Source organism: Pseudorhodoplanes sp. (assembly GCA_032027085.1).
Taxonomy (GTDB): Bacteria; Pseudomonadota; Alphaproteobacteria; order Rhizobiales; family Xanthobacteraceae; genus Pseudorhodoplanes.
In genome coordinates, this window is the sequence record JAVSMS010000001.1 from 2,175,130 (window position 1) to 2,196,890 (window position 21,761).

A 21,761-nucleotide genomic window follows, 5' to 3' on the forward strand; every position below is an offset into this window, starting at 1 on the left:
TGCTCGGTCACGCTGAGTGGTCGCCGAAGGCGGTCCTCGAAGGGCGACGGCCGATGGGGCCGTTCACCCTTAGAGGCTCGCAAGCTTCGCTTGCTCACCCCTCGCGATGACGGACTTCTACTGGCGTATTTGGGCTAATGCGCCTCGTCCCAATTATCCGCCGCCCGGGCGTCGACTTGCAGCGGCACGTGCAATTGCACCGCCGGATGCGGGGCGTCTTCCATCACCTTCTTCACCACCGGCAACGTTTTGGCGACTTCGTTTTCCGGCACTTCGAAAATCAGCTCGTCATGCACCTGCAACAGCATCTGCGCTGAGAGCTTGGCTTTCGCGAGCGCGTCGTCCATGCGGATCATGGCGCGGCGAATGATGTCGGCGGCCGAGCCCTGCAGGCGCGCATTGATGGCGGCGCGTTCGTTGAAGGCGCGCAGCGACGGATTGCTCGCCTTGATGTCCGGGTAATGACATTTGCGGCCGAACACCGTCTCGACATAGCCATGGGCGCGGCAGAATTCCCGCGTCGCGTCCATGTAGTCGCGGATGCCGGGGAAACGCTCGAAATATTTCTTGATGTAGGCGCCGGCTTCCTCGCGCGCGATGCCGAGCTGGTTGGCGAGCCCGAAGGCGGAGATGCCGTAGATGATGCCGAAGTTGATGGCCTTGGCCCTCCGGCGGATTTCGCCCGGCATGTCCTTCACCGGCACGCCGAACATCTCCGACGCGGTCAGGGCGTGAATATCGATGCCGTCCTGGAACGCCTGCCGCAGCGCCGGCACGTTCGCCACCTCCGCCAGCAACCGCAATTCGATCTGCGAATAGTCGGCCGAGACCAGCTTGTTGCCGGGCGCGGCGACGAAGGCGCGGCGGATTTTCCGGCCCTGCTCGTTGCGCACCGGGATGTTCTGCAGGTTCGGCTCGGATGAGGAGAGGCGGCCGGTCGTGGTCGCCGCCAGCGCGTAGCTTGTATGCACGCGCTGCGTTCGCGGATCGATGAAGTTCGGCAAGGCGTCGGTATAGGTCGAGCGCAGCTTCGAGACCTGCCGCCAGTCGAGAATCTTCTGCGGCAATTCATGACCCGCTTCGGCCAATTCCTCCAGCACCGAAGCCGAGGTGGACCAGGCGCCGGTCTTGGTCTTGCTGCCGCCCGGCAGGCCGAGCTTGCCGAACAGCACGTCGCCGAGCTGCTTGGGGCTGCCCGGGTTGATCGGCTCGCCGGCCAGATCGTGAATCTGCTTCTCCAGCCGCGCGCTTTCCTTGGCGAAGTCGCCGGACAGCCGCACCAGCTCCTGCCGGTCGACCGAGATGCCGCGCCGCTCCATCCGCGCCAGCACCGGAACCATCGGGCGCTCCAATGTCTCATAGACATTGGTCATGCCTTCGGCCACCAGCCGCGGCTTCAGCACCTGCCAGAGCCGCAGCGTGACGTCGGCTTCTTCCGCTGCATAGCCGGCGGCGCCGTCAATCTCCGCCTGATGGAAGGAAATCTGTGACTTGCCGGAGCCGACAATGTCGCTGAGCGCGACGGGTTTGTGCCCCAGCCAGATATCCGACAATTCATCAATGTCGTGTCCGTGCTTGCCGGCGTCGAGCACATACGACATCAGCATGACGTCATCGCACGGCCTCGTCGTGACGTCGCGCATCGACAGGATCTGCCACGCAAATTTCATGTTGTGGCCGATCTTGAGCACGCCCGGGTGCTCCAGCAGCGGCTTGAGCGCCGTCAGCGCATCCGCTTCGGGTATCTGGTGCTCGGCAAGACCGTCGTCGAACAGGCCTTCGCCGCCGCGCTTGCGATGAGTGAGCGGCACATAGCAGGCTTCATTGGGCGCGACGGCGAGCGAGAAGCCGCACAGCGTCGCCTGCATCGGATCGACGGTGTCGGTCTTGGTGGTGATCGCCACTACGCCGCCGTCCAGCGCGCGCTCGATCCAGGCCTTGAGGCGGGCGAGGTCGCGCACCGTCTCGTATTGCTTGCGCTCGAAAGTCAATGCGCGAATCTTCGCCGCGCGCGCCGCCGCAAGCGAAACGGGTGTGAATGTCGTTGCCGCTTCGGCCCGCGGACGCTCAACGCGCATCCCGCCGCCAAAGAGCGGGAGGCGGCCGGTGGCCGGTGCTTCCGCCGGGCCGGGCGGGGCCGCGACAGCGCCGATGCTTTCTGTCTCGACCGCCGCGGCCTGGCCGCCGGCGCTCAGTCTTGCGTCGGCCGCGACCTGCGAGGCGTCAATGCCGGACGCCTCCGCCACGCGGCGCGTCAGCGTGTTGAATTCCATCGCTTTCAGGAATGCGATCAGCTTTTTGTAGTCCGGCTGATGCACGGCGAGGTCTTCGACCGGCACCTCCAGCGCCACATGCTGGTCGAGCGTCACCAGACGTTTCGACAGGCGCGCCTGTTCAGCATTGTCGATCAGGGCCTGCCGGCGCTTCTCCTGCTTGATCTCGCCCGCGCGATTGAGCAGCGTTTCCAGATCGCCGTATTCGCCAATGAGCTGGGCGGCGGTTTTCACGCCGATGCCGGGCACACCCGGCACATTGTCGGTGGAATCGCCGATCAGCGACTGCACCTCGATCACCTTCTCCGGCGGCACGCCGAATTTCTCGATCACCTCGGCGCGGCCGATCTTCTTGTCCTTCATGGTGTCGTACATGAGGACGCAGTCATTCACGAGCTGCATCAGGTCCTTGTCGGACGCCACGATGGTCATGGTCGCGCCGGCTTCGCAGGCGATGCGGGCATAGGTCGCGATCAGATCGTCGGCTTCGTAGCCGGACTGTTCCAGCGAGGGCAGGTCGAAGGCCTTCACCGCTTCCCGGATCAGGCCGAATTGCGGAATGAGATCGGCGGGCGCATCCGGGCGATGCGCCTTGTATTGCGGATAGAAATCTGTGCGGAAGGTCTTTTCGGATTTGTCGAAAACGACCGCGAGATGCGTCGGCTTCTCCTCCGGCTTCATGTCGCAAAGCAGCTTCCACAACATGTTGCAGAAGCCGAGGACGGCATTGACCTGCAGCCCGTCCGACTTGCGGGTCAGCGGCGGCAGCGCGTGATAGGCGCGGAAGATGTAGGACGAGCCGTCGACCAGAAAGACGTGATTGCCCTTCTTCAGGCCCGCGGCCGGCGCGGCCTTTGCGGCCGGTTTGCTTTCGGCGGGCTTGCTCGCGGCAGGCTTGGCGGATTTGGATTTTGCGGCGGATTTGGCTGTCGGCATGGCCGGGAATGTGGGCTTTGGCTGAAGTCGAATCAACAGTTTCCTGCCTGCTGGACAAGAGCCTCTCGGTTCTCGTCGTCAGCGTCCGTAATTGCACAAGTCGGCTACAGCCGATTTGTGATGGACGATCCAGTAAACACACGATTCTCAGTGATTCTGGATGCGCCGCTTGCGTTTGGCCTGCCGGAGGAGCGAGAGAGCAGCGGATCGAGAGGGCAGTGGATATTGCGCGGCAAAAGTGATTGTCATGACGTCGCCATGAAGTTCGATGCCCCTCTGCCCATTGATGCGGTCTTGTCCGATCTGACGGCCGTACTGGGGGACCGCAACGCCGCTGTGCTGGTGGCGCCGCCCGGCGCCGGCAAGACCACGCGCGTGCCGCTGGTGCTGGCGCAGGAGACATGGGCCAAGGGCAAGAAGATCATTGTGCTGGAACCGCGGCGCCTGGCGGCGCGCGCCGCCGCCGAGCGCATGGCGAAGACGCTTGACGAGAAGGTCGGCGAGACGGTGGGTCTGCGCGTGCGCTTCGGCTCGAAAGTGTCTGGCAAGACCCGCATCGAGGTGGTGACCGAAGGTATTTTCACGCGCCTTGTTCTTGGCGATCCCGAACTGTCCGGCATCGCCGCCGTGCTGTTCGATGAATTCCATGAACGATCTCTGGACGCCGATCTCGGGCTGGCGCTGGCGCGCGATGTGCAGCAGGGCTTGCGCGAAGATCTGAAGCTGCTGGTCATGTCGGCGACGCTCGACGGCGCACGGGTGGCGAAGCTTCTGGGCGATGCGCCGGTGGTGGAGAGCGAGGGGCGCGCTTTTCCGGTGACCACGCATTATCTCGGGCGCGACGCGCGCGCGCCCATCGATCGGCAGGTGGCGGATGCGGCGGTGCGCGCGCTACGGGCGGAAACCGGATCGCTTCTGGTATTTCTGCCGGGCGCGGGGGAAATCCGCCGGACCGAGACGCTGCTGAAGGAACGAGTTTCCGATCCCGCTGTCGACATCGTTGCGCTCTACGGCGCGCTGGATGCACGCGAGCAGGATGAAGCGATTGCACCGGCGCCTGCGGGACGGCGCAAGGTGGTGCTCGCAACCTCGATCGCTGAGACGTCGCTCACTATTGAAGGCGTGCGTGTCGTGATTGATTCGGGACTCGCACGCGTGCCGCGCTTTGAGCCCGATGTTGGCGTGACACGTCTTGAGACGGTTCGCGTCTCGCGCGCCGCGGCCGATCAGCGGCGCGGCCGCGCCGGCCGCACCGAAACTGGCGTTTGCTATCGCCTGTGGGACGAGCCGGAGACGAATTCGCTCGAAGCTTTTGCGCGGCCGGAGATTCTGGCTGCCGATCTGTCGTCATTCGCGCTCGATCTGGCGCAATGGGGCGTGAGCGATCCAGCCACATTGGCGTTTCTTGATCAGCCGCCGCGCGCCGCCTTCTCCGAAGCGAAGAAACTGCTGATCGAACTCGATTGTCTCAGTGCCGACGGCCGCATCACCGACGAGGGCCGCGCCATCCGCGCGCTGCCGCTGCCGCCGCGGCTGGCGCGCATGGTGTTCGATGCGGCACGCGAGGGCGCAGGCGGGCTTGCCGCCGACATTGCATTGCTTGTCACCGAACGCGGGCTGGGCGGGGATGCAGTCGATCTCACCCATCGTCTCGACAATCTGCGCCGCGACCGCTCGCGCCGCGCCGAGGATGCACGGCGGATGGCGGCGAGGTGGGCGGAGATTGCTTCGGCGCCCTCCCCTGCAGGGGGAGGTGAAACCTCGGTCGGCGCCATTCTCTCCCTCGCCTATCCCGACCGTATCGCGCGCAGCCGCGGCGCGGGTGGAAGCTTTCTGCTCGCCAATGGACGCGGCGCCAATGTCGATCCCGCCGCGAGTCTGGCGCGCGAGCAGTTCGTCGCCGTCGCTGAACTGACGGGAACGGCTGCGCAAAGCCGCATCCTGCTGGCGGCCCCGATTTCGCTGTCAGAGATCGAAACACGTTTCACCGCTCATATCGAACAGCGCGATGAGATCACAGTCGATCCCGCATCCCTGAGCCTGCGTGCGCGCAAGAGCCGCCGCCTTGGCGCCATCGCCTTGTCGGAACAGATCGTGCAGGTCGCGCCGAACGAAGAGACCGCACGCAAGCTTGCGGATGCGGTCGCGTCGGCGGGATTGCAAAAACTGCCGTGGACCAAATCGCTGCTGCAATGGCGCGACCGTGTCATGTTCCTGCGCAAGGCGGAGGGTGACGAATGGCCGGATCTTTCCGATGGCGCGCTTGCGGCGAATGTCGGCGGGTGGCTCGTGCCGCTGCTGTTCGACAAATCGTCCGTCTCCGCGCTGTCGGCGGATGAACTCCATACGGCGATTACCAACTTGCTGCCGTGGAATATGCGCCGCCGTCTCGACGCCGAAGCACCGACGCATTTCGAGGCGCCGACCGGCACCCGCGCCGCCATTGATTATGAAGCCGAAGCTGGTCCGAGCATCGCCATCCGGGTGCAGGAATTGTTCGGCCTCGACAGGCACCCGTCCATCGCCGATGGCCGGGTTCCGCTGGTGGTGGAACTCCTGTCGCCGGCGCACCGGCCGGTGCAGGTGACGCGCGATCTGCCCGGCTTCTGGCGCGGCAGCTATCAGGCGGTGAAGACCGAAATGAAGGGCCGCTATCCGCGCCATCCCTGGCCCGACGATCCGGTCGCCGCGCCCGCAACGCGCCGCGCCAAGCCGCGCGGGACCTGAAGCATCACGTGCAACTTAATTTTCACCATGGTGCTCGCCGTTTTCTTAAAAACTTTGATAACTCCTCATTTGCTATGCAGCGGCTCATGAACAACTCCGCCGCGCAATGCGTCGACGCAATCCGCTCGCAGATCGGCGACGCGCAGATCGATGTGGGACTCATTCTTGGCGGCGGGCTGACCGGCCTGGCCGATCTGGCTGCGCAGGCAATCAATATTCCTTACCGCGATCTGCCCGGTTTTCCTTCGCCACATGGCGACATGACGCCCGAATTGGTGATCGGTCTCATCGGATCCGCGCGCATCGCCGTGTTCCGCGGCCGCGCCAACTACAACGAGACCGGCGACATCAATGCCATGCGTGTGCCGGTCGAGACGCTGTCGCTGCTTGGCGCCAAGGCGATGGTGACGATCGGGACGGCCGGCGCCGTCCGTCCGGATATTGCCGTCGGCAGCATCGTCACCGTCACCGACCACATCAATCTCACGGGACTCAATCCGCTGATCGGCGAAAGCGGACAAGAGCGGTTTGTCGATCTGCTCGGTGTCTACGACCGGCACCTGCGCGAGCGCTTTGCGCTGGCCACCGGCCAGCTTGGCCGCAAGGCGCATGACGGCGTCTTCATGTTTTTCCCGGGCCCGAGTTTTGAGACGGCGGCGGAGATCCGCGCGGCGCAGGCGCTCGGCGCCGACATTGTCGGCATGGGGATCGTGCCGGAGGCAATTCTGGCACGGCGTTTCGGGCTGCGTGTGCTGGCGCTCGCAACGATCACCAGCCTTGCCGCCGGAGCGCGGCAGGATGCCCTCACGCTCGAGGCCCGCGCCCGCACCGGCGCCGCCTCGGCGCATACCCTCAGCCGGCTGCTGGCGAAATTCTTCGAGGTCTGGGTGCTGGAAAGCCGCGTGACCCGCCTGACGTGATCGCGACCATTCAAAGCCGATTGATTTTAGCCGCGGGTTGTTAACGCTGTGTCCGAATTCGGTTACGCCACGGCGCAGATTAGCAGCTTTGAAACGTGGTCGTGATGTCTTGCATGCCTTGGATGGCTGCGGATTCGCGAGATGCGTTCGATCATCGTTTTTGCGGGACTGATGCTGGCGTTTGCCGGTCTGGTGGCGCACTGGATGGACAAGGGCACCGTCTCGCCCAAATCTTCCACGCCGGTTGTCGCCGCCGCGACGACCTCGCCGAGCGTCTCCAGCGGTCGACGCTCGATCACCATCGCGCGTGATCGCCGCGGGCATTTCGCGGTGGAGGCGCGGGTCGACGGACGGCGGCTGGATTTCATGGTCGATACCGGCGCCTCGGTGATCGCGCTCACCGCAAACGATGCAAAGCGGCTTGGTATTTTTCCCTCGTTCAATGACTACAAGGCACGGGTCAATACCGCCAACGGAATGGTGAAGGCGGCACCGGTGATGCTTGGCTCGGTCGATGTCGGCGGTCTGGTCGTGCGCGATGTGCCGGCCCTGGTGATGCCGGACAAGGCGCTGAGCGAAAACTTGCTCGGTCTCGCCTATCTCACCAAGCTGAAACGCTTTGAATATGTTGGCGGCAAGCTGGTGCTGGAGAACTAGAGCGCTTTCAGGAAAAGGTGGAATCCGGTTTTCCGTCCGAAAGCGCGACAAGTAAGCCTTTCTCCCGACATTTTTGCTCTGCAGATGGTCGGTCCCGCCGCGGACACGCAACCATTTCCGCCGCATGTGCTTTAGGCTATTGCTCGCGCCGATTCCCGCCCGCTTCCGAGGACCTGAATGTTTCCCAAGCCGCAACCTTCGCTTCTGCCGAACACTTATGCCTATGAATCCGGGCCGATGGTGAAGCCCACCGGATTCCGCGAATACGACGCCCGGTGGTTGCTCGGCAAGGAAATCAACCTGATGGGGCTGCAGGCGCTGGGCATGGGACTCGGCACCCTGATCCGCGAGATGGGCGTACGGCCGGAGATTGTGACCGGCCACGATTTCCGCGGCTATTCGGCGTCCGTGAAACTCGCGCTGGTATCAGGCCTGCTCGCCGCCGGCTGCAAGGTGCATGACATCGGCCTTGCCTTGTCGCCGATGGCGTATTTCGCGCAATTCGATCTCGATGTGCCCTGCGTCGCCATGGTGACGGCGTCGCATAACGACAATGGCTGGACCGGCGTGAAGATGGGCGCCAACCGGCCGCTCACCTTCGGGCCGGACGAGATGAGCCGCCTGAAGGACATTGTCCTTGGCGCGACATTCGATCTGAAGGGCGGCGGGCAGTATGTGTTCGTCGAGAATTTTCCCGAGCGTTATATCGCCGATCTGACCAGCCGCCCGAAACTGAAGCGCAAGCTGCGCGCAGTGGTCGCCTGCGGCAACGGCACCGCCGGCGCCTTTGCGCCGCGCATTCTGGAAGCGATCGGCGTCGACGTCATTCCGCTCGATTGCGAGCTCGATCACACTTTCCCGAAATACAATCCCAATCCGGAAGACATGAAGATGCTGCACGCGATGCGCGATGCGGTGATCAACGCCGGCGCCGATGTCGGTTTCGGATTCGACGGCGACGGCGACCGCTGCGGCGTCGTCGATAATACCGGCGATGAAATCTTCGCCGACAAGATCGGCGTGATGCTGGCGCGCGACATGTCGGCCTTGCACCCGAATTCGACCTTCGTGGTCGACGTGAAATCCACCGGCCTGTTCGCCACCGATCCGGTGCTGCAGAAAAACGGCGCCAAGGCTGATTACTGGAAGACCGGCCATTCCTACATGAAGCGCCGCGTCAACGAATCCGGCGCGCTGGTGGGGTTCGAGAAATCAGGGCACTTCTTCTTCAACAAGCCGTTCGGCCGCGGCTATGACGACGGCCTCGTCTCGGCCATCGCAATCTGCGACATGCTCGACCGCAATCCCGAAAAGAACATGGCCGACCTGAAGAACGCGCTGCCGAAGACATGGTCGTCGCCGACCATGTCGCCGCATTGCGACGACGAGAAGAAATATGCCGTGGTCGAGGCGGCGGTGAAGCATTTCGAGAACGCGAAGGCGACGGGCGAGAAGGTGGCCGGTCAGCCAATTCGCGATCTGGTCACCGTGAACGGCGTGCGCGTCACCGTCGAGGACGGGACCTGGGGGCTGGTGCGCGCCTCATCCAACAAACCCGAGCTTGTGGTTGTGGTTGAAAGCCCGGCGTCGGAAGCGCGCATGCACGAGATGTTCAAGGCGGTCGACGCCGTGCTGCGTCAGCATCCCGAAGTCGGCGAATATAATCAGAAGATCTGATTTTCGCCGCAGGGTCCCGTCAGACGACGCCAAGCGCCCGCATCGCCTCCGCCACGCGGATGAAGCCGGCAACATTGGCGCCGAGAACATAATTGCCCGGTGCGCCGTATTCTTCCGCGGTCTGCGCACAGCGGTCGTGAATCGCGTGCATGATCGTGGCGAGCTTCTGCTCGGTTTCCTCAAACGTCCAGGAATCGCGCGACGCGTTCTGCTGCATTTCCAGAGCGCTGGTGGCGACGCCGCCGGCATTGGCCGCCTTGCCGGGCGCAAACAATATCCCGGCCTCGCTGAACAGGCGCACAGCCTCCGGCGTGCACGGCATGTTCGCGCCTTCACCGACGGCGCGCACGCCATTCTTCACCATGATGCGCGCATCCTGACCGGTCAGTTCGTTCTGCGTCGCCGACGGCATGGCGATGTCAGACTTCACCTCCCAGATACGCCCGCCTGGCACATAGGTCGCGCCGTTGCCGCGCGCTTTGGCATAATCGGCGATGCGTCCGCGGCGGCGTTCCTTGATCTCCTTGAGCAGCGCGAGGTCAATGCCCTTTTCCTCGACAACATAGCCGTCCGAGTCGGAACAAGCGATGACCTTGCCGCCAAGCTGCTGCGCCTTCTCGATCGTGTAGATCGCAACGTTGCCGGCGCCGGACACGATGACCTTGCGTCCGTCAAAACCTTCACCGCGCTGGCGCAACATGCGTTCGACAAAGTAGACGGCGCCGTACCCCGTCGCCTCGGTGCGCACGCGCGAGCCGCCCCAGGTCAGACCCTTGCCGGTGAGCACGCCGGATTCGTAGCGGTTGGTCATGCGCTTGTACTGGCCGAACATGTAACCGATCTCGCGCTGGCCAACACCAATGTCGCCCGCCGGAACGTCGGTATATTCCCCGAGATGCCGGCCAAGCTCGGTCATGAAGGCCTGGCAAAAGCGCATGATCTCCCCGTCCGAACGTCCTTTCGGATCAAAATCGGAGCCGCCCTTGCCGCCGCCGATCGGCATGCCGGTGAGCGCGTTCTTGAACGTTTGCTCGAAGCCGAGAAACTTGATTGTGCCGAGGAAGACACTGGGATGGAAACGCAGCCCGCCCTTGAACGGTCCGAGTGCGGAATTGAACTGGACCCGAAAACCGCGGTTGATCTGGACCTGGCCTTTGTCATCGACCCAGGGGATGCGGAATATGATTTGCCGTTCCGGCTCGCAGATTCGCTCGATCAGGGCGCCCTCGGCATAATGCGGATGTTTGGCGACGACCGCGCCAAGGCTGTCCAGCACTTCTCGCACTGCCTGGTGAAACTCGTCTTCGCCGGGGTTGCGGCGAAGGACATCGGCAAAAATCGGTTCAAGCTTTTCGTCAAGCACAGTCAACGCCCTCGTCTTCATGACGGGCGCTTATACGCTTGACGGCTAATTTTCAAGCAAATTGCCCAATCGAAGGGCAGCCGATTTCACTCGGCTGCTTCCCGGAAGGTTGCGCGATAGGGATGGGCCGGATAGACGCCGAGGATTTTCATCTCCTTTGAGAAGAACTCGAGTTCCTTCAGCGCCAGCGTGACGTTGTAATCATCGGGGTGACCTTCGATGTCGGAATAGAACATCGTCGCGAAGAAATTGCCCTCGATCATGTAGCTTTCAAGCTTGGTCATGTTGACGCCGTTGGTGGCGAAGCCGCCCAGCGCCTTGTAGAGTGCGGCTGGAATGTTGCGCACCCGGAAGACGAAGGTAGTCACGACCGGTCCGTTGCCGCTCGGCGCGTGCTGTGCTTCGCGCGCCAGAACGATGAAGCGGGTGGTGTTGTGCTCTTCGTCCTCGATATTCTCTGAAAGAACATCGAGGCCATAGATTTCGGCAGCGAGTTTTGTCGCAATCGCCGCGCGCGATCTGTCCCCGGCTTCGGAGACTTCGCGCGCGGAACCCGCGGTGTCTGCGGCGACCACCGCCTTGATCTTCAGCTTGCGGATGATGTTGCGGCACTGACCGAGCGCGTGGACGTGGCTCTCGACGGTTCTGATGTCGGCGAGCCTGGTTCCCTTGAGGCCGAGAAGTTGATGGCGCACCGGCAGGAACCATTCGGCGACAATATGCAGATTTGAATGCGGCATCAGATGATGGATGTCCGCGACGCGGCCGGCGATCGAGTTCTCGATCGGAATCATGCCGAGGGCGGCGTCACCGGACGACACGGCGGCGAAGGCATCCTCGAAGGTCGGGCAGGCGACCGGCTCATAGTCCGGATAGGCTTCGCGGCAGGCGAGATGCGAGTTCGCGCCCGGTTCGCCCTGGAATACGATTTTTTGCTTTGCGGTCATGCAGTTCCGTACGCGGTGCGACCTGCTTCCGTCAATGTCCGAGCATGCGGCGCGCGGCTTCCAGATCTTCCGGCGTATCGACGCCGAGCGGAACGCTGGCGACAACAGCAACGTCGATACGCATGCCGGCCTCCAATGCACGCAATTGTTCGAGCTTCTCGCGTTTCTCCAGCGGCGAGGGCGGAAGCCCGACAAAACGGGCGAGCGCTTGCCGCCGGTAAGCATAAAGACCGATGTGATGGTAAAGCGGCCCCTCCCCGTAGGGCGCGGTGGCGCGGGTGAAATAGAGCGCCTGCAGCCGGGTGGGCGACAGCGGCGAGCCGACCACCTTGACGACATTAGGATTGCTGCGCTCGTCCGGATCGCGGATTTCGGCGGCGACGGTGCCGATATCGACGGCCGGGTCCTCCAGCAGCCGCACCGCGGCGGCCAGATCACCCGGCGACAGGGTCGGCAGATCGCCCTGCATGTTGACCACGATGCGGACCTTTTGGCCGGGATCGGCCAGTTCGAGCGCTTCGAAAATGCGGTCGGACCCTGAGTCATGGTCGGCGCGGGTCATCAGCGCCTGCACGCCGGTCTTTTCGACCGCGGCGAAAATCACCTCGTCGTCGGTGGCGACGACCACCGGCCCCAATTTGGCTTCCTGGGCGCGCCGGATGACATGCGCGATCATTGGCTGGCCCCCGATATCGGCCAGCGGCTTGCCGGGCAGCCGCGTGGCCGCCATGCGGGCCGGAATCAGGATCAGAATGTCGTGCAATGCCATGGCATTAGGGGCTCTCGCCGGGCGGAAGCCGGTTGTGGCCGCCTGCGTGGAATGTCGCAGGGGCGATTGTTTATACGGGTTGCAAGAAGCGAGGCAAACCGGCTATCTCTCTGCCGCCGCGGTCTCCTCGCGGATTATCCAGCTTTTCCGCTGTCCGAAGCGTGGGCACTTCATGGACTCCTTTGAACTCAACAAAATCCTCGGCGCGGTGCTCGGCACCTGCCTGGTTCTGCTCTCGCTCAATATCGTCGCGAACGCGATTTTTGCGCCGCATCAGCCAGCCAAGCCTGGCTTCGACATCGCGGTTCCCGAGCAGGCCGCCACCGAAACCGCCGCCAAGCCCGAGCCGGCCGAGCCGATCGCGGTACGCTTGGCAAGTTCCGATCCCAAGCGCGGCGAGGCGACTGCCAAGCAATGCGCGTCCTGCCACACCTTCGAGAAGGGCGGTGCGAACAAGGTCGGCCCAAATCTCTATGGGATCGTGGGCCGCCCCAGAGCCTCGCATGCCGGCTTCAATTACTCGGCGGCCATGAAGGGCAAGGGCGGCGAGTGGACCTATGAAGACCTCGACCAGTTCATTGCCGCGCCCAAGGGCTTCGTCCCGGGCACCAGCATGAGCTTCGCGGGCCTGTCGCGCCCAGGTCAGCGCGCCGACCTGATCAATTACCTGCATTCACTGGCGGACAATCCGGCCCCGCTGCCGAAAGCAGCCGAGGCGCCGGCACCCAAGGCGCAGTGACGCGACACGGATAATTAAATCATCGTAAGGTGTTTACGGCCGGGAGGAATCCCGGCCGTTTTTGCATCGCGCACTTCTTGCGTGGGGTGGCTGGATACACAGCTAGGAGGTAAGTTTCGGCTGATCGGTCCCCAAAAGCGACACACATCGCTGCAGATGATGCCCTGGCCCCATCGCCGCTTTTTTTGAAATCCTGTCCGGAGAGATTTGTGAGCCTGTCCCGACGAAATTTGCTCCGCACCGGCGCCGCCGCGCTGTCCGCACCGGCCCTTGCTGCATTGGACGCGGCGCTCCCGCAGCCGGCTCTCGCCCAGACTGATCCGAAGACCTGGCGACATGGATTGTCGCTGTTCGGCGACCTCAAATATCCGGCCGGCTTCAAGCATTTCGATTATGTGAATCCGAATGCGCCGCGCGGCGGCAGCGCGCGGCAGATCGCGTTCGGAACCTTCGACAATTTCAATTATGCCGTCGCCGGCGTGAAGGGATCGCTCGCGGCCGGTCTCACCAACATCTACGACACCTTGATGGCGCAGGCGCTCGACGAGGTGTCGACCGAATACGGATTGCTGGCCGAGTCGGTGAGCCATCCGGACGATTTCTCCTCGGTCACCTATCGCCTGCGGCCGGACGCGAAATGGCACGACGGCAAGCCGGTCACGGCCGATGATGTGATTTTCTCGCTCGACGCCTGGAAGAAGAACAACCCGCAACTCAACGCCTATTACCGGCATGTAGTGAAGGCGGAGAAGATGGGCGAACGCGATATCTCGTTCACCTTCGACGCGCCGGGCAATCGGGAGTTGCCGCAGATCGTCGGCCAGCTCATCGTGCTGCCGAAACACTGGTGGGAGGGAAACGACGCGCAGGGCCGCAAGCGCGACATTTCCGCGACGACGCTGGAGCCGCCGCTGGGGTGCGGCGCCTACAGGATCAAGGAATTCACACCCGGCCGCACCATCGTTTACGAGCGGGTGAAGGATTATTGGGGCGAGAAACTGCCGGTGAATATCGGGCAGAACAACTTCAACGAACTGCGCTACGAATATTTCCGCGATTCGACGGTGGCGCTGGAAGCGTTCAAGGCCGATCATATCGATTGGCGCACCGAGAACAGCGCCAAGGCCTGGGCGACCGCTTACGATTTTCCTGCCGTGCGCGAGAAGCGCGTCATCCTCGAAGAATTCGAGATCCGCAGCTCCGGCGTGATGCAGGCCTTCGCGTTTAATACGCGACGCGACAAGTTCAAGGACGCGCGGCTGCGGCGCGCCTTCAACAACGTGTTCGACTTCGAGGAAATGAACAAGCAGATTTTCTTCGGGCAGTACAAACGCATCGCGAGTTTTTTCGAGGGCACGGAACTCGCCGCGCGCGGTTTGCCGGAAGGGCTCGAGCTTGAAATTCTGAAGTCGGTGAAGGAACCGGTGCCGCCGGAGGTCTTCACGACGGCGTACACCAATCCGGTCAATGGAACTCCGGAAGCCGTGCGCACGAATCTGCGCGAAGCGATCCGGCTGATGCGCGAAGCCGGCTTTGAACTGAAGGATCGCAAGCTGACGAATACGAAGACCGGCGAGCAACTGGCGGTCGAACTGCTCGTGTCGGATCCGAATTCTGAACGCTTCATGCTGTTCTACAAGCCGGCTTTGGAGCGGCTCGGTATCGCGGTGACGGTGCGTACCGTCGATGATGCGCAATACGAAAATCGCCTGCGACAGTGGGATTTCGATATCACCACCACGGTCTGGGGCCAGTCGCTGTCGCCGGGCAATGAACAGCGCGGGTTCTGGGGCAGCCAGGCCGCCGATCAACCGGGCTCGCGCAATCTCGTCGGCATCAGGAATCCGGCGATTGATGCGCTGATCGAAAAGGTGATCTTCGCCAAGAACCGCGAGGAACTCGTGGCCGCGACCAAGGCGCTCGATCGCGTGCTGCTGTGGAATCATTTTGTCGTTCCGCAATGGACCTATGGCAAGCAGCGCACCGCGCGTTGGGACCGCTTCGGCCGTCCGCAGGAAATGCCGAAATATGGCGCCGCGGCTTTCCCGAACATCTGGTGGTGGGATGCGGAGAAGACGGCGAAGGCGGGGAATCGTTCGTGACGGCTCCCAACCGCCGCAGCGTCCTGAAAATTGCTGCGAGCGTCGCTGCCGGCTGGGGAGCCGCGCGTCTGGGATTAACGCCTGCGGCGCTGGCCTCGGGTGAGCGCGAGACCCACGGCATTTCCGCCTTCGGCGATCTGAAATACCCGGCCGATTTCGCGCATTTCGACTACGTCAATCCGAAAGCGCCGAAGGGCGGCGTTTTTACGGAAATCGTCAGCTCCAGGCTCTACAACGGGTCGTTTCTGACCTTCAATTCGCTGAACAGCTACATTCTGAAGGGCGACGGCGCCTTGGGAATGAACCTCACATTCGCATCACTGATGACGCGCGCGACCGACGAGCCGGATGCGTTGTATGGCCTTGCGGCGCAGTCGGTGCGCATTTCGGCGGATGGCTTGACCTACACATTCATGATGCGGCCGGAAGCCCGGTTTCATGACGGCAGCAAGATGACCGCGCATGACGCCGCTTTCTCGCTCAATGTCCTGAAACAGAAAGGCCACCCTGTCATCAGCCAGATGCTGCGCGATTTCGTGAGTGCGGATGCGTCGGATGATCGGACACTGGTGACGCGGTTCCAGGAAAAGCGTGCGCGAGACGTGCCGCTCTTTATCGCCGGTCTGCCAATTTTCTCGCGCGCCTATTATGCAAAAAGGCCGTTTGAAGAATCCACGTTCGAAATTCCGCTGGGGTCAGGACCCTACAAGGTCGGCCGCTTCGAGGCCGGTCGTTATATCGAATTTGAGCGGGTGAAGGACTGGTGGGCGGCCAAGCTGCCGGTCGCGCAAGGCATGCATAACTTCGATACGCTGCGCTACGAATATTTCCGCGATCGCGACGTCGGCTTCGAGGCGTTCACCGGCAAGACCTATCTTTTCCGCGAGGAGTTCACCTCGCGCACCTGGGCGACGCGTTACGATTTTCCGGCGTTCAAGGACGGGCGCGTGAAGCGCGAGGTATTGCCGGATGATACGCCGTCCGGCGCGCAAGGTTGGTTCATCAATACCCGCCGTGCGCAGCTCAGAAACCCCAAGCTGCGCGAAGCGTTGATCTATGCCTTTGATTTTGAGTGGACCAACAAGACCATCATGTATGGCTCCTATGAACGCACCCATTCGGTGTTCCAGAATTCCGACATGATGGCGGAGGGAAAGCCGGACGCCGCCGAGCTCGCGCTGCTCGAGCCGTTCCGCGGCAAGGTGCCGGACGAGGTGTTTGGCGAGCCGTTTGTACCGCCGGTGTCGGACGGGTCCGGCCAGGACCGCAAGCTCTTGCGGCATGCCTCGCATCTGCTGCTTGAGGCCGGTTTCGTCATCAAGGACGGCAAGCGCATTGGGCGCAACGGCGAGCCGATCAGGATTGAGTTCTTGCTTGAGGAACCGACCTTCCAGCCGCATCACATGCCCTACATCAAGAATCTCGGCATGCTCGGCATCGAGGCCACGCTGCGGATCGTCGATCCAGTGCAGTTCCGTGCCCGCGTGGATGATTTTGATTTCGACATCACCGTGCAGCGATTTGGATTCTCGACGACGCCGGGCGATTCGTTGCGCAGCTATTTTTCGTCGCAAGCCGCCGATACGCGCGGCTCGCTGAACATCGCCGGCATCGCGGAGCCTGCGATCGATAGCCTGATCTCGACCATTGTGGGCGCCAGCACCCGCGCAGAGCTCGTCACCGCCTGCCGCGCGCTCGACCGGGTCATCCGCGCCGGACGTTACTGGATTCCGCACTGGTACAAGGCGTCGCACTGGATCGCCTATTGGGACATGTTCAGCCGCCCGGCGGAGAAGCCACGTTATTCTCGCGGTATTCCGGAAACCTGGTGGTACGATGGAAGCAAGGCGGCCAAGCTGGACCGCCGAGGTTAGATATTTGCCAAGATGAGCGCTTACATTTTCCGCCGCATCTTGTTCATGATCCCGACCCTGTTCGGGATCATGCTGGTATCATTCGTCGTGGTGCAGTTCGCGCCGGGCGGGCCGGTCGAGCGCGTGATCGCGCAATTATCGGGTTCCGACACCGGCGCCACCTCGCGAATTTCCGGATCACCCGGGGGTGATTTCGGCGCGCGCGGGCAACCGCAGGGCGGCAGCGCGGTCGATGCGGTGACCTCGAAATATCGCGGCGCGCAGGGGCTCGATCCAGAATTCATCAAGAGCCTGGAGAAGCAGTTCGGCTTCGACAAGCCGGCCTATGAACGTTTCTTCCTGATGCTGTGGAACTATGCGCGCTTCGATTTCGGCAAGAGCTATTTCCGCGATGTCAGCGTGGTCGACCTGATCAAGGAGAAGCTGCCGGTCTCGATGTCGCTCGGTATCTGGATGACGCTCCTGACGTATCTGATCTCGATCCCGCTTGGCATCCGCAAGGCAGTGCTTGACGGCACGCGCTTCGACACCTGGACGTCGGGCCTCATCATCGTGGGTTATGCCATCCCCGGGTTCCTCTTCGCGATCCTGCTGATCATCCTGTTCGCCGGCGGGTCCTTCTTCGACATTTTCCCGCTGCGCGGGCTAACCTCCGACAATTTCGCGTCGCTTCCCTGGTACGCGAAAATCCTCGACTATTTCTGGCACCTGACGCTGCCGATCATATCCATGATGCTCGGCGCCTTCGCCACCATGACACTGCTCACCAAGAACTCGTTCCTGGATGAGATCCGCAAGCAATATGTGCTGACGGCGAAAGCGAAGGGCTGCGCCAGCAGGCAGGTGCTCTACGGCCACATCTTCCGCAACGCGATGCTGATCGTCGTCGCCGGCTTCCCTGGCGCCTTCGTGCACGCCTTCTTTTCCGGCTCGCTGCTGATCGAGACAATCTTCTCGCTCGACGGGCTCGGGCTGCTCGGCTTCGAAAGCGTGCTCAATCGCGACTATGCCGTGGTCTTTGCCACGCTTTACATCTTTGCGTTGATTGGGCTGATCGTGAATCTCATCTCTGATCTCACCTACACCTGGATCGATCCCCGCATCGATTTCGAGACACGGGAGGTCTGAAGATGGACGCACGCGTCATCGGACCGCTTCCCGAAACCGAATCGACCTCTCCGACTGGAACGGCCGTTCCGCCCGAGCGGCGGGTGATCTCGCTGTCGCCGATCGGCAAGCGCCGCTGGCAGAATTTCAAGGCCAACCGGCGCGGCTATTGGTCGTTCTGGATTTTCCTGGTTCTGTTTGTCGTATCGCTGTTTGCGGAATTCATCGCCAACGACAAGCCGTTCATGATCCGGGTTGACGGCAAGTTCTTCTTTCCCGCCATCACCACCTATTCCGAAACGGCGTTCGGCGGTGAATTCGAGACGGCGGCGGATTATCGCGATCCTTATCTGCAAAAACTGATCGCCGAGAAGGGCGGCACGATCTGGTGGCCGCCGATCCGCTATTCCTATTCGACGCACAATCTCGATCTTCCGACGCCCGCCCCGTCAAAGCCAACCTGGATGCTGACCGAAGAGCAATGCCGGCCGGTGGTCGAACGCAAGGGTCTCTCCGGCTGCCGCGATCTCGAATTTAACTGGCTCGGCACCGACGATCAGGGCCGCGACGTGGCGGCGCGGCTGATCTACGGCTTCCGCATCTCCGTGTTGTTCGGGCTCATCCTCACGATCATTTCCTCGATCATCGGCGTCGCGGCCGGGGCGGTGCAGGGCTATTTCGGCGGCTGGACCGACCTTCTGTTCCAGCGCGTGATCGAGATCTGGACCTCGGTGCCCTCGCTCTATCTGCTCCTGATCATTTCCTCGGTGCTGGTGCCAAGCTTCTTCGTGCTGCTTGGCATTTTGCTGCTGTTTTCCTGGGTGTCGCTGGTCGGTTTGGTTCGTGCGGAATTTCTGCGCGGGCGGAATTTCGAATATATCCAGGCCGCGCGTGCGCTCGGTGTATCGAACGCGGTGATCATGTTCCGCCATCTGTTGCCGAACGCGATGGTGGCGACTCTTACCTTCCTGCCGTTCATACTGTCGTCGTCGGTCATGACGCTGACCGCGCTGGATTTCCTTGGCTTCGGGCTGCCGCCCGGCTCGCCGTCTCTTGGGGAGCTGCTGGCGCAGGGCAAGGCTAATGTGCAGGCGCCGTGGCTGGGATTAACCGGATTTTTCTCGATTGCGATCATGCTGTCGCTGCTGATCTTTATCGGCGAAGGGGTGCGTGACGCGTTCGATGCGAGGAAGACATTTGCATGACCGAAGCATTGCTTCAGGTAACAGATCTTTCCGTTCTCTTCCGCCAGGCCGGCAACGAGATGCTGGCCGTCGATCGCGTGTCATTCGACGTCAAGAAAGGCGAAACGCTCGCGCTGGTCGGCGAATCGGGGTCGGGAAAATCGGTCACCGCTCTCTCGGTGATGAAGCTTCTGCCTTACCCGACTGCCAGCCATCCGTCCGGCAGTATCCGCTTCAAGGGCGAGGAATTGCTGTCGATGTCGGAACGCGAGATCCGGCGCGTGCGCGGCAATGACATCACTATCATCTTCCAGGAGCCGATGACCTCGCTCAATCCGTTGCACACGATCGAGAAGCAGATTGGCGAAATTCTCGAACTGCATAACGGCGCCACCGGCCTGAAGGCGCGTGCGCGCATCATCGAGTTGCTAACGCAGGTCGGTATTCCCGATCCGGCCGGGCGGCTTGCCAGCTATCCGCACCAATTGTCGGGCGGTCAGCGGCAGCGCGTGATGATCGCCATGGCATTGGCGAATGAGCCCGATCTCCTGATCGCGGACGAGCCGACGACGGCGCTGGACGTCACCGTCCAGGCGCAAATCCTGAAGCTTCTCAAGGAGATACAGCAACGCCTCGGCATGTCCATGCTGTTCATCACGCATGATCTTGGCATCGTGCGTAAGCTCGCCGATCGCGTCTGTGTCATGAACCAGGGCAAGATCGTCGAACAGGGTGAAGTCGATCGCGTGTTCTCTTCACCGCAACATCCCTATACCCGCGCCTTGCTTGCCGCCGAGCCGAAGCCGGATCCGGCACCGCTGCAGCCGGAGGCGCCGGTCGTCGTCAAAACCGACGACCTCAAGGTCTGGTTTCCGGTCCGGCGCGGCGTGCTGCGCAAGACGGTCGGTCACATCAAGGCGGTCGATGGCGTCAGCATCGCCGTGCGCAAGGGAGAAACGCTGGGCATCGTCGGCGAATCCGGCTCGGGCAAGACGACGCTCGGTCTGGCGCTGCTGCGGCTTATCTCGTCTGACGGACCAATCGTCTTCATGGGCGAGCAAATCCAGGGCCTGAAATTCAAGGAGATGCGGCCGCACCGGCGCGACATGCAGATCGTATTCCAGGACCCCTATGGTTCCTTGTCGCCGCGCATGTCGGTCTCGGACATTATCGAGGAAGGTCTATGGGTGCATCATCCGAATTTGACGGCCGCGGAAGGTGAGCGGCGCGTTGTTCAGGCGCTAACAGATGTCGGGTTAGACCCGGACACGCGCTTTCGCTATCCGCATGAATTTTCCGGCGGTCAGCGGCAGCGCATTGCTGTGGCGCGCGCCATCGCGCTGGAGCCGACATTTGTCGTGCTGGACGAGCCGACCAGCGCGCTGGACATGCTGATCCAATGCCAGATCGTCGATCTTCTCCGCGATCTGCAGAAGCGGAGAAACCTCACCTATCTGTTCATCTCGCACGATCTGCGCGTGGTGGCGGCGCTGGCAAGCCGGTTGATCGTGATGCGAAACGGCAAGGTGGTGGAAGAAGGGCCTGCGGCGGAACTCTTCAAGGCGCCGAAATCGGATTACACTCAGGCGCTGTTCGCCGCCGCCTTCAATCTGGAAACGGCGCCGACGGGAGTTGTCTCGCAGTAGCCGCCGTCACACTTTTTTGATTCGGGTTTGTCACTCGAGCCGGCGATAACGCCGCCCATGTCCCGCCCGGCACGCCTTTCCTTCATCGCCGCTCTGCTGCTGCTCGTTCCCACGGCCGGCAGCGCGCAAAATCTCAAATTCGATTTCAAGATCGCCGGTCCGGACGGATCGCCGGTCGCCAATCATCGCATTTCTGCCGGGCAGGCCGACGCGGTGACGAAGCTGCCGGGCATTGTCGTGGTCGGCAACCCCAAGGGCGACGTGACGCTCGCGGAATTCTACGACCTCAACTGCCCCTATTGCCGCAGGGCATCGGACGATGTCGACGCGCTGATCAAAGGCGACAAAAACCTGAGAGTGATCCTTGTGCCGTTTCCGGTGCTCGGCGTCGCGTCGATCCAGGCGGGGCGTGTGGAGCTTGCGGTCCGCAAGCTGTCTGATCCAAAGACATTCTATGCTTTCCACCGCAAGGTTTATGAGGGCCGCGGAGTTATCGACGGCGACCGCGCTCTCGCCGTCGCAAACGAACTGAAGATCGACCAGAAGAAACTACTCGCGGTGGCGAACGATGATTCCGTTACCGAGATCATGAAGGCGCATGTACGGCTCGGCAACGCGCTCAATCTTGCAGCCACGCCGTCCTATGTCATCAAGGACGTGGCAATCGTCGGCCATCCAGGCGGACAGGGTCTGAGCGCTGTTATTGCTGCTGTCCGCAAATGCGGACAGGTGGTGTGCTGAGCTCTGCGAATGCTATTCGCGTCCTCTCCCCTTGTGGGAGGGGCAACCGGGAGTTTCGACATACAAAGCCGAATGAGGGGTCCGGGTCCACCCCTCACT

At 62.2% G+C, this 21,761-nt stretch carries 15 protein-coding genes; 11 read left to right on the forward strand and 4 right to left on the reverse strand.

The features are described 5' to 3' along the window. Window positions 1-134 precede the first annotated feature (134 nt). On the reverse strand, window positions 135-3,209 hold the full coding sequence (gene polA / locus RO009_10575; GenBank protein MDT3685472.1) for a DNA polymerase I: 3,075 nt from the start codon (window positions 3,207-3,209) through the stop codon (window positions 135-137). A 258-nt stretch (window positions 3,210-3,467) separates the two neighbouring features. Between polA and hrpB the strand changes: the two genes are divergently transcribed. The 4 genes from hrpB (at window position 3,468) to RO009_10595 (ending at window position 9,190) form a co-directional block, all read left to right on the forward strand. Beyond that, entirely contained in the window at window positions 3,468-5,936 is a 2,469-nt protein-coding gene (hrpB, locus tag RO009_10580; protein MDT3685473.1) for an ATP-dependent helicase HrpB, read from the forward strand. 86 nt (window positions 5,937-6,022) lie between these two features. Then, window positions 6,023-6,856 (forward strand): purine-nucleoside phosphorylase, encoded by an 834-nt coding sequence (locus RO009_10585; GenBank protein ID MDT3685474.1) that lies wholly within the window; start codon window positions 6,023-6,025, stop codon window positions 6,854-6,856. 141 nt (window positions 6,857-6,997) lie between these two features. Further along, a complete protein-coding gene (locus RO009_10590; protein ID MDT3685475.1) occupies window positions 6,998-7,513 on the forward strand; it encodes a TIGR02281 family clan AA aspartic protease in 516 nt (171 codons plus the stop codon). Between the two features lie 177 nt (window positions 7,514-7,690). After that, window positions 7,691-9,190, forward strand: a complete 1,500-nt coding sequence (locus RO009_10595; protein ID MDT3685476.1) for a phosphomannomutase/phosphoglucomutase — start codon at window positions 7,691-7,693, stop codon at window positions 9,188-9,190. A gap of 19 nt (window positions 9,191-9,209) precedes the next feature. On the opposite strand, the gene gdhA is transcribed toward RO009_10595, so the two are convergent. The 3 genes from gdhA to RO009_10610 form a co-directional block, all read right to left on the reverse strand. Then, window positions 9,210-10,559 carry an NADP-specific glutamate dehydrogenase gene (gene gdhA / locus RO009_10600; protein MDT3685477.1) on the reverse strand — a complete coding sequence of 450 codons (1,350 nt, stop codon included), beginning with the start codon at window positions 10,557-10,559 and terminating at the stop codon, window positions 9,210-9,212. Window positions 10,560-10,639: 80 nt separating this feature from the next. Further along, window positions 10,640-11,500 (reverse strand): prephenate dehydratase, encoded by an 861-nt coding sequence (locus RO009_10605; GenBank protein MDT3685478.1) that lies wholly within the window; start codon window positions 11,498-11,500, stop codon window positions 10,640-10,642. A 31-nt stretch (window positions 11,501-11,531) separates the two neighbouring features. Next, entirely contained in the window at window positions 11,532-12,269 is a 738-nt protein-coding gene (locus RO009_10610; protein ID MDT3685479.1) for a 3-deoxy-manno-octulosonate cytidylyltransferase, read from the reverse strand. Window positions 12,270-12,441: 172 nt separating this feature from the next. Between RO009_10610 and RO009_10615 the strand changes: the two genes are divergently transcribed. The 7 genes from RO009_10615 to RO009_10645 all read left to right on the forward strand — a co-directional run bounded on the left by RO009_10615 (window position 12,442) and on the right by RO009_10645 (window position 21,662). Continuing rightward, on the forward strand, window positions 12,442-13,008 hold the full coding sequence (locus RO009_10615) for a cytochrome c family protein (protein ID MDT3685480.1): 567 nt from the start codon (window positions 12,442-12,444) through the stop codon (window positions 13,006-13,008). 209 nt (window positions 13,009-13,217) lie between these two features. Continuing rightward, on the forward strand, window positions 13,218-15,110 hold the full coding sequence (locus tag RO009_10620; GenBank protein ID MDT3685481.1) for an extracellular solute-binding protein: 1,893 nt from the start codon (window positions 13,218-13,220) through the stop codon (window positions 15,108-15,110). A 68-nt stretch (window positions 15,111-15,178) separates the two neighbouring features. After that, the gene (locus RO009_10625; GenBank protein MDT3685482.1) at window positions 15,179-16,984 is read left to right on the forward strand and encodes an extracellular solute-binding protein; all 1,806 of its coding nucleotides are present in this window, start codon (window positions 15,179-15,181) and stop codon (window positions 16,982-16,984) included. Between the two features lie 12 nt (window positions 16,985-16,996). Beyond that, complete coding sequence (locus RO009_10630) at window positions 16,997-18,112, forward strand: microcin C ABC transporter permease YejB (GenBank protein MDT3685483.1); 1,116 nt, start codon at window positions 16,997-16,999, stop codon at window positions 18,110-18,112. 2 nt (window positions 18,113-18,114) lie between these two features. Continuing rightward, complete coding sequence (locus RO009_10635) at window positions 18,115-19,296, forward strand: ABC transporter permease (protein ID MDT3685484.1); 1,182 nt, start codon at window positions 18,115-18,117, stop codon at window positions 19,294-19,296. After that, window positions 19,293-20,921, forward strand: a complete 1,629-nt coding sequence (locus tag RO009_10640; protein ID MDT3685485.1) for an ABC transporter ATP-binding protein — start codon at window positions 19,293-19,295, stop codon at window positions 20,919-20,921. Before RO009_10635 ends, RO009_10640 begins: the two co-directional genes overlap by 4 nt. Before the next feature lie 57 nt (window positions 20,922-20,978). Continuing rightward, on the forward strand, window positions 20,979-21,662 hold the full coding sequence (locus tag RO009_10645; GenBank protein MDT3685486.1) for a thioredoxin domain-containing protein: 684 nt from the start codon (window positions 20,979-20,981) through the stop codon (window positions 21,660-21,662). Window positions 21,663-21,761 lie beyond the last annotated feature (99 nt).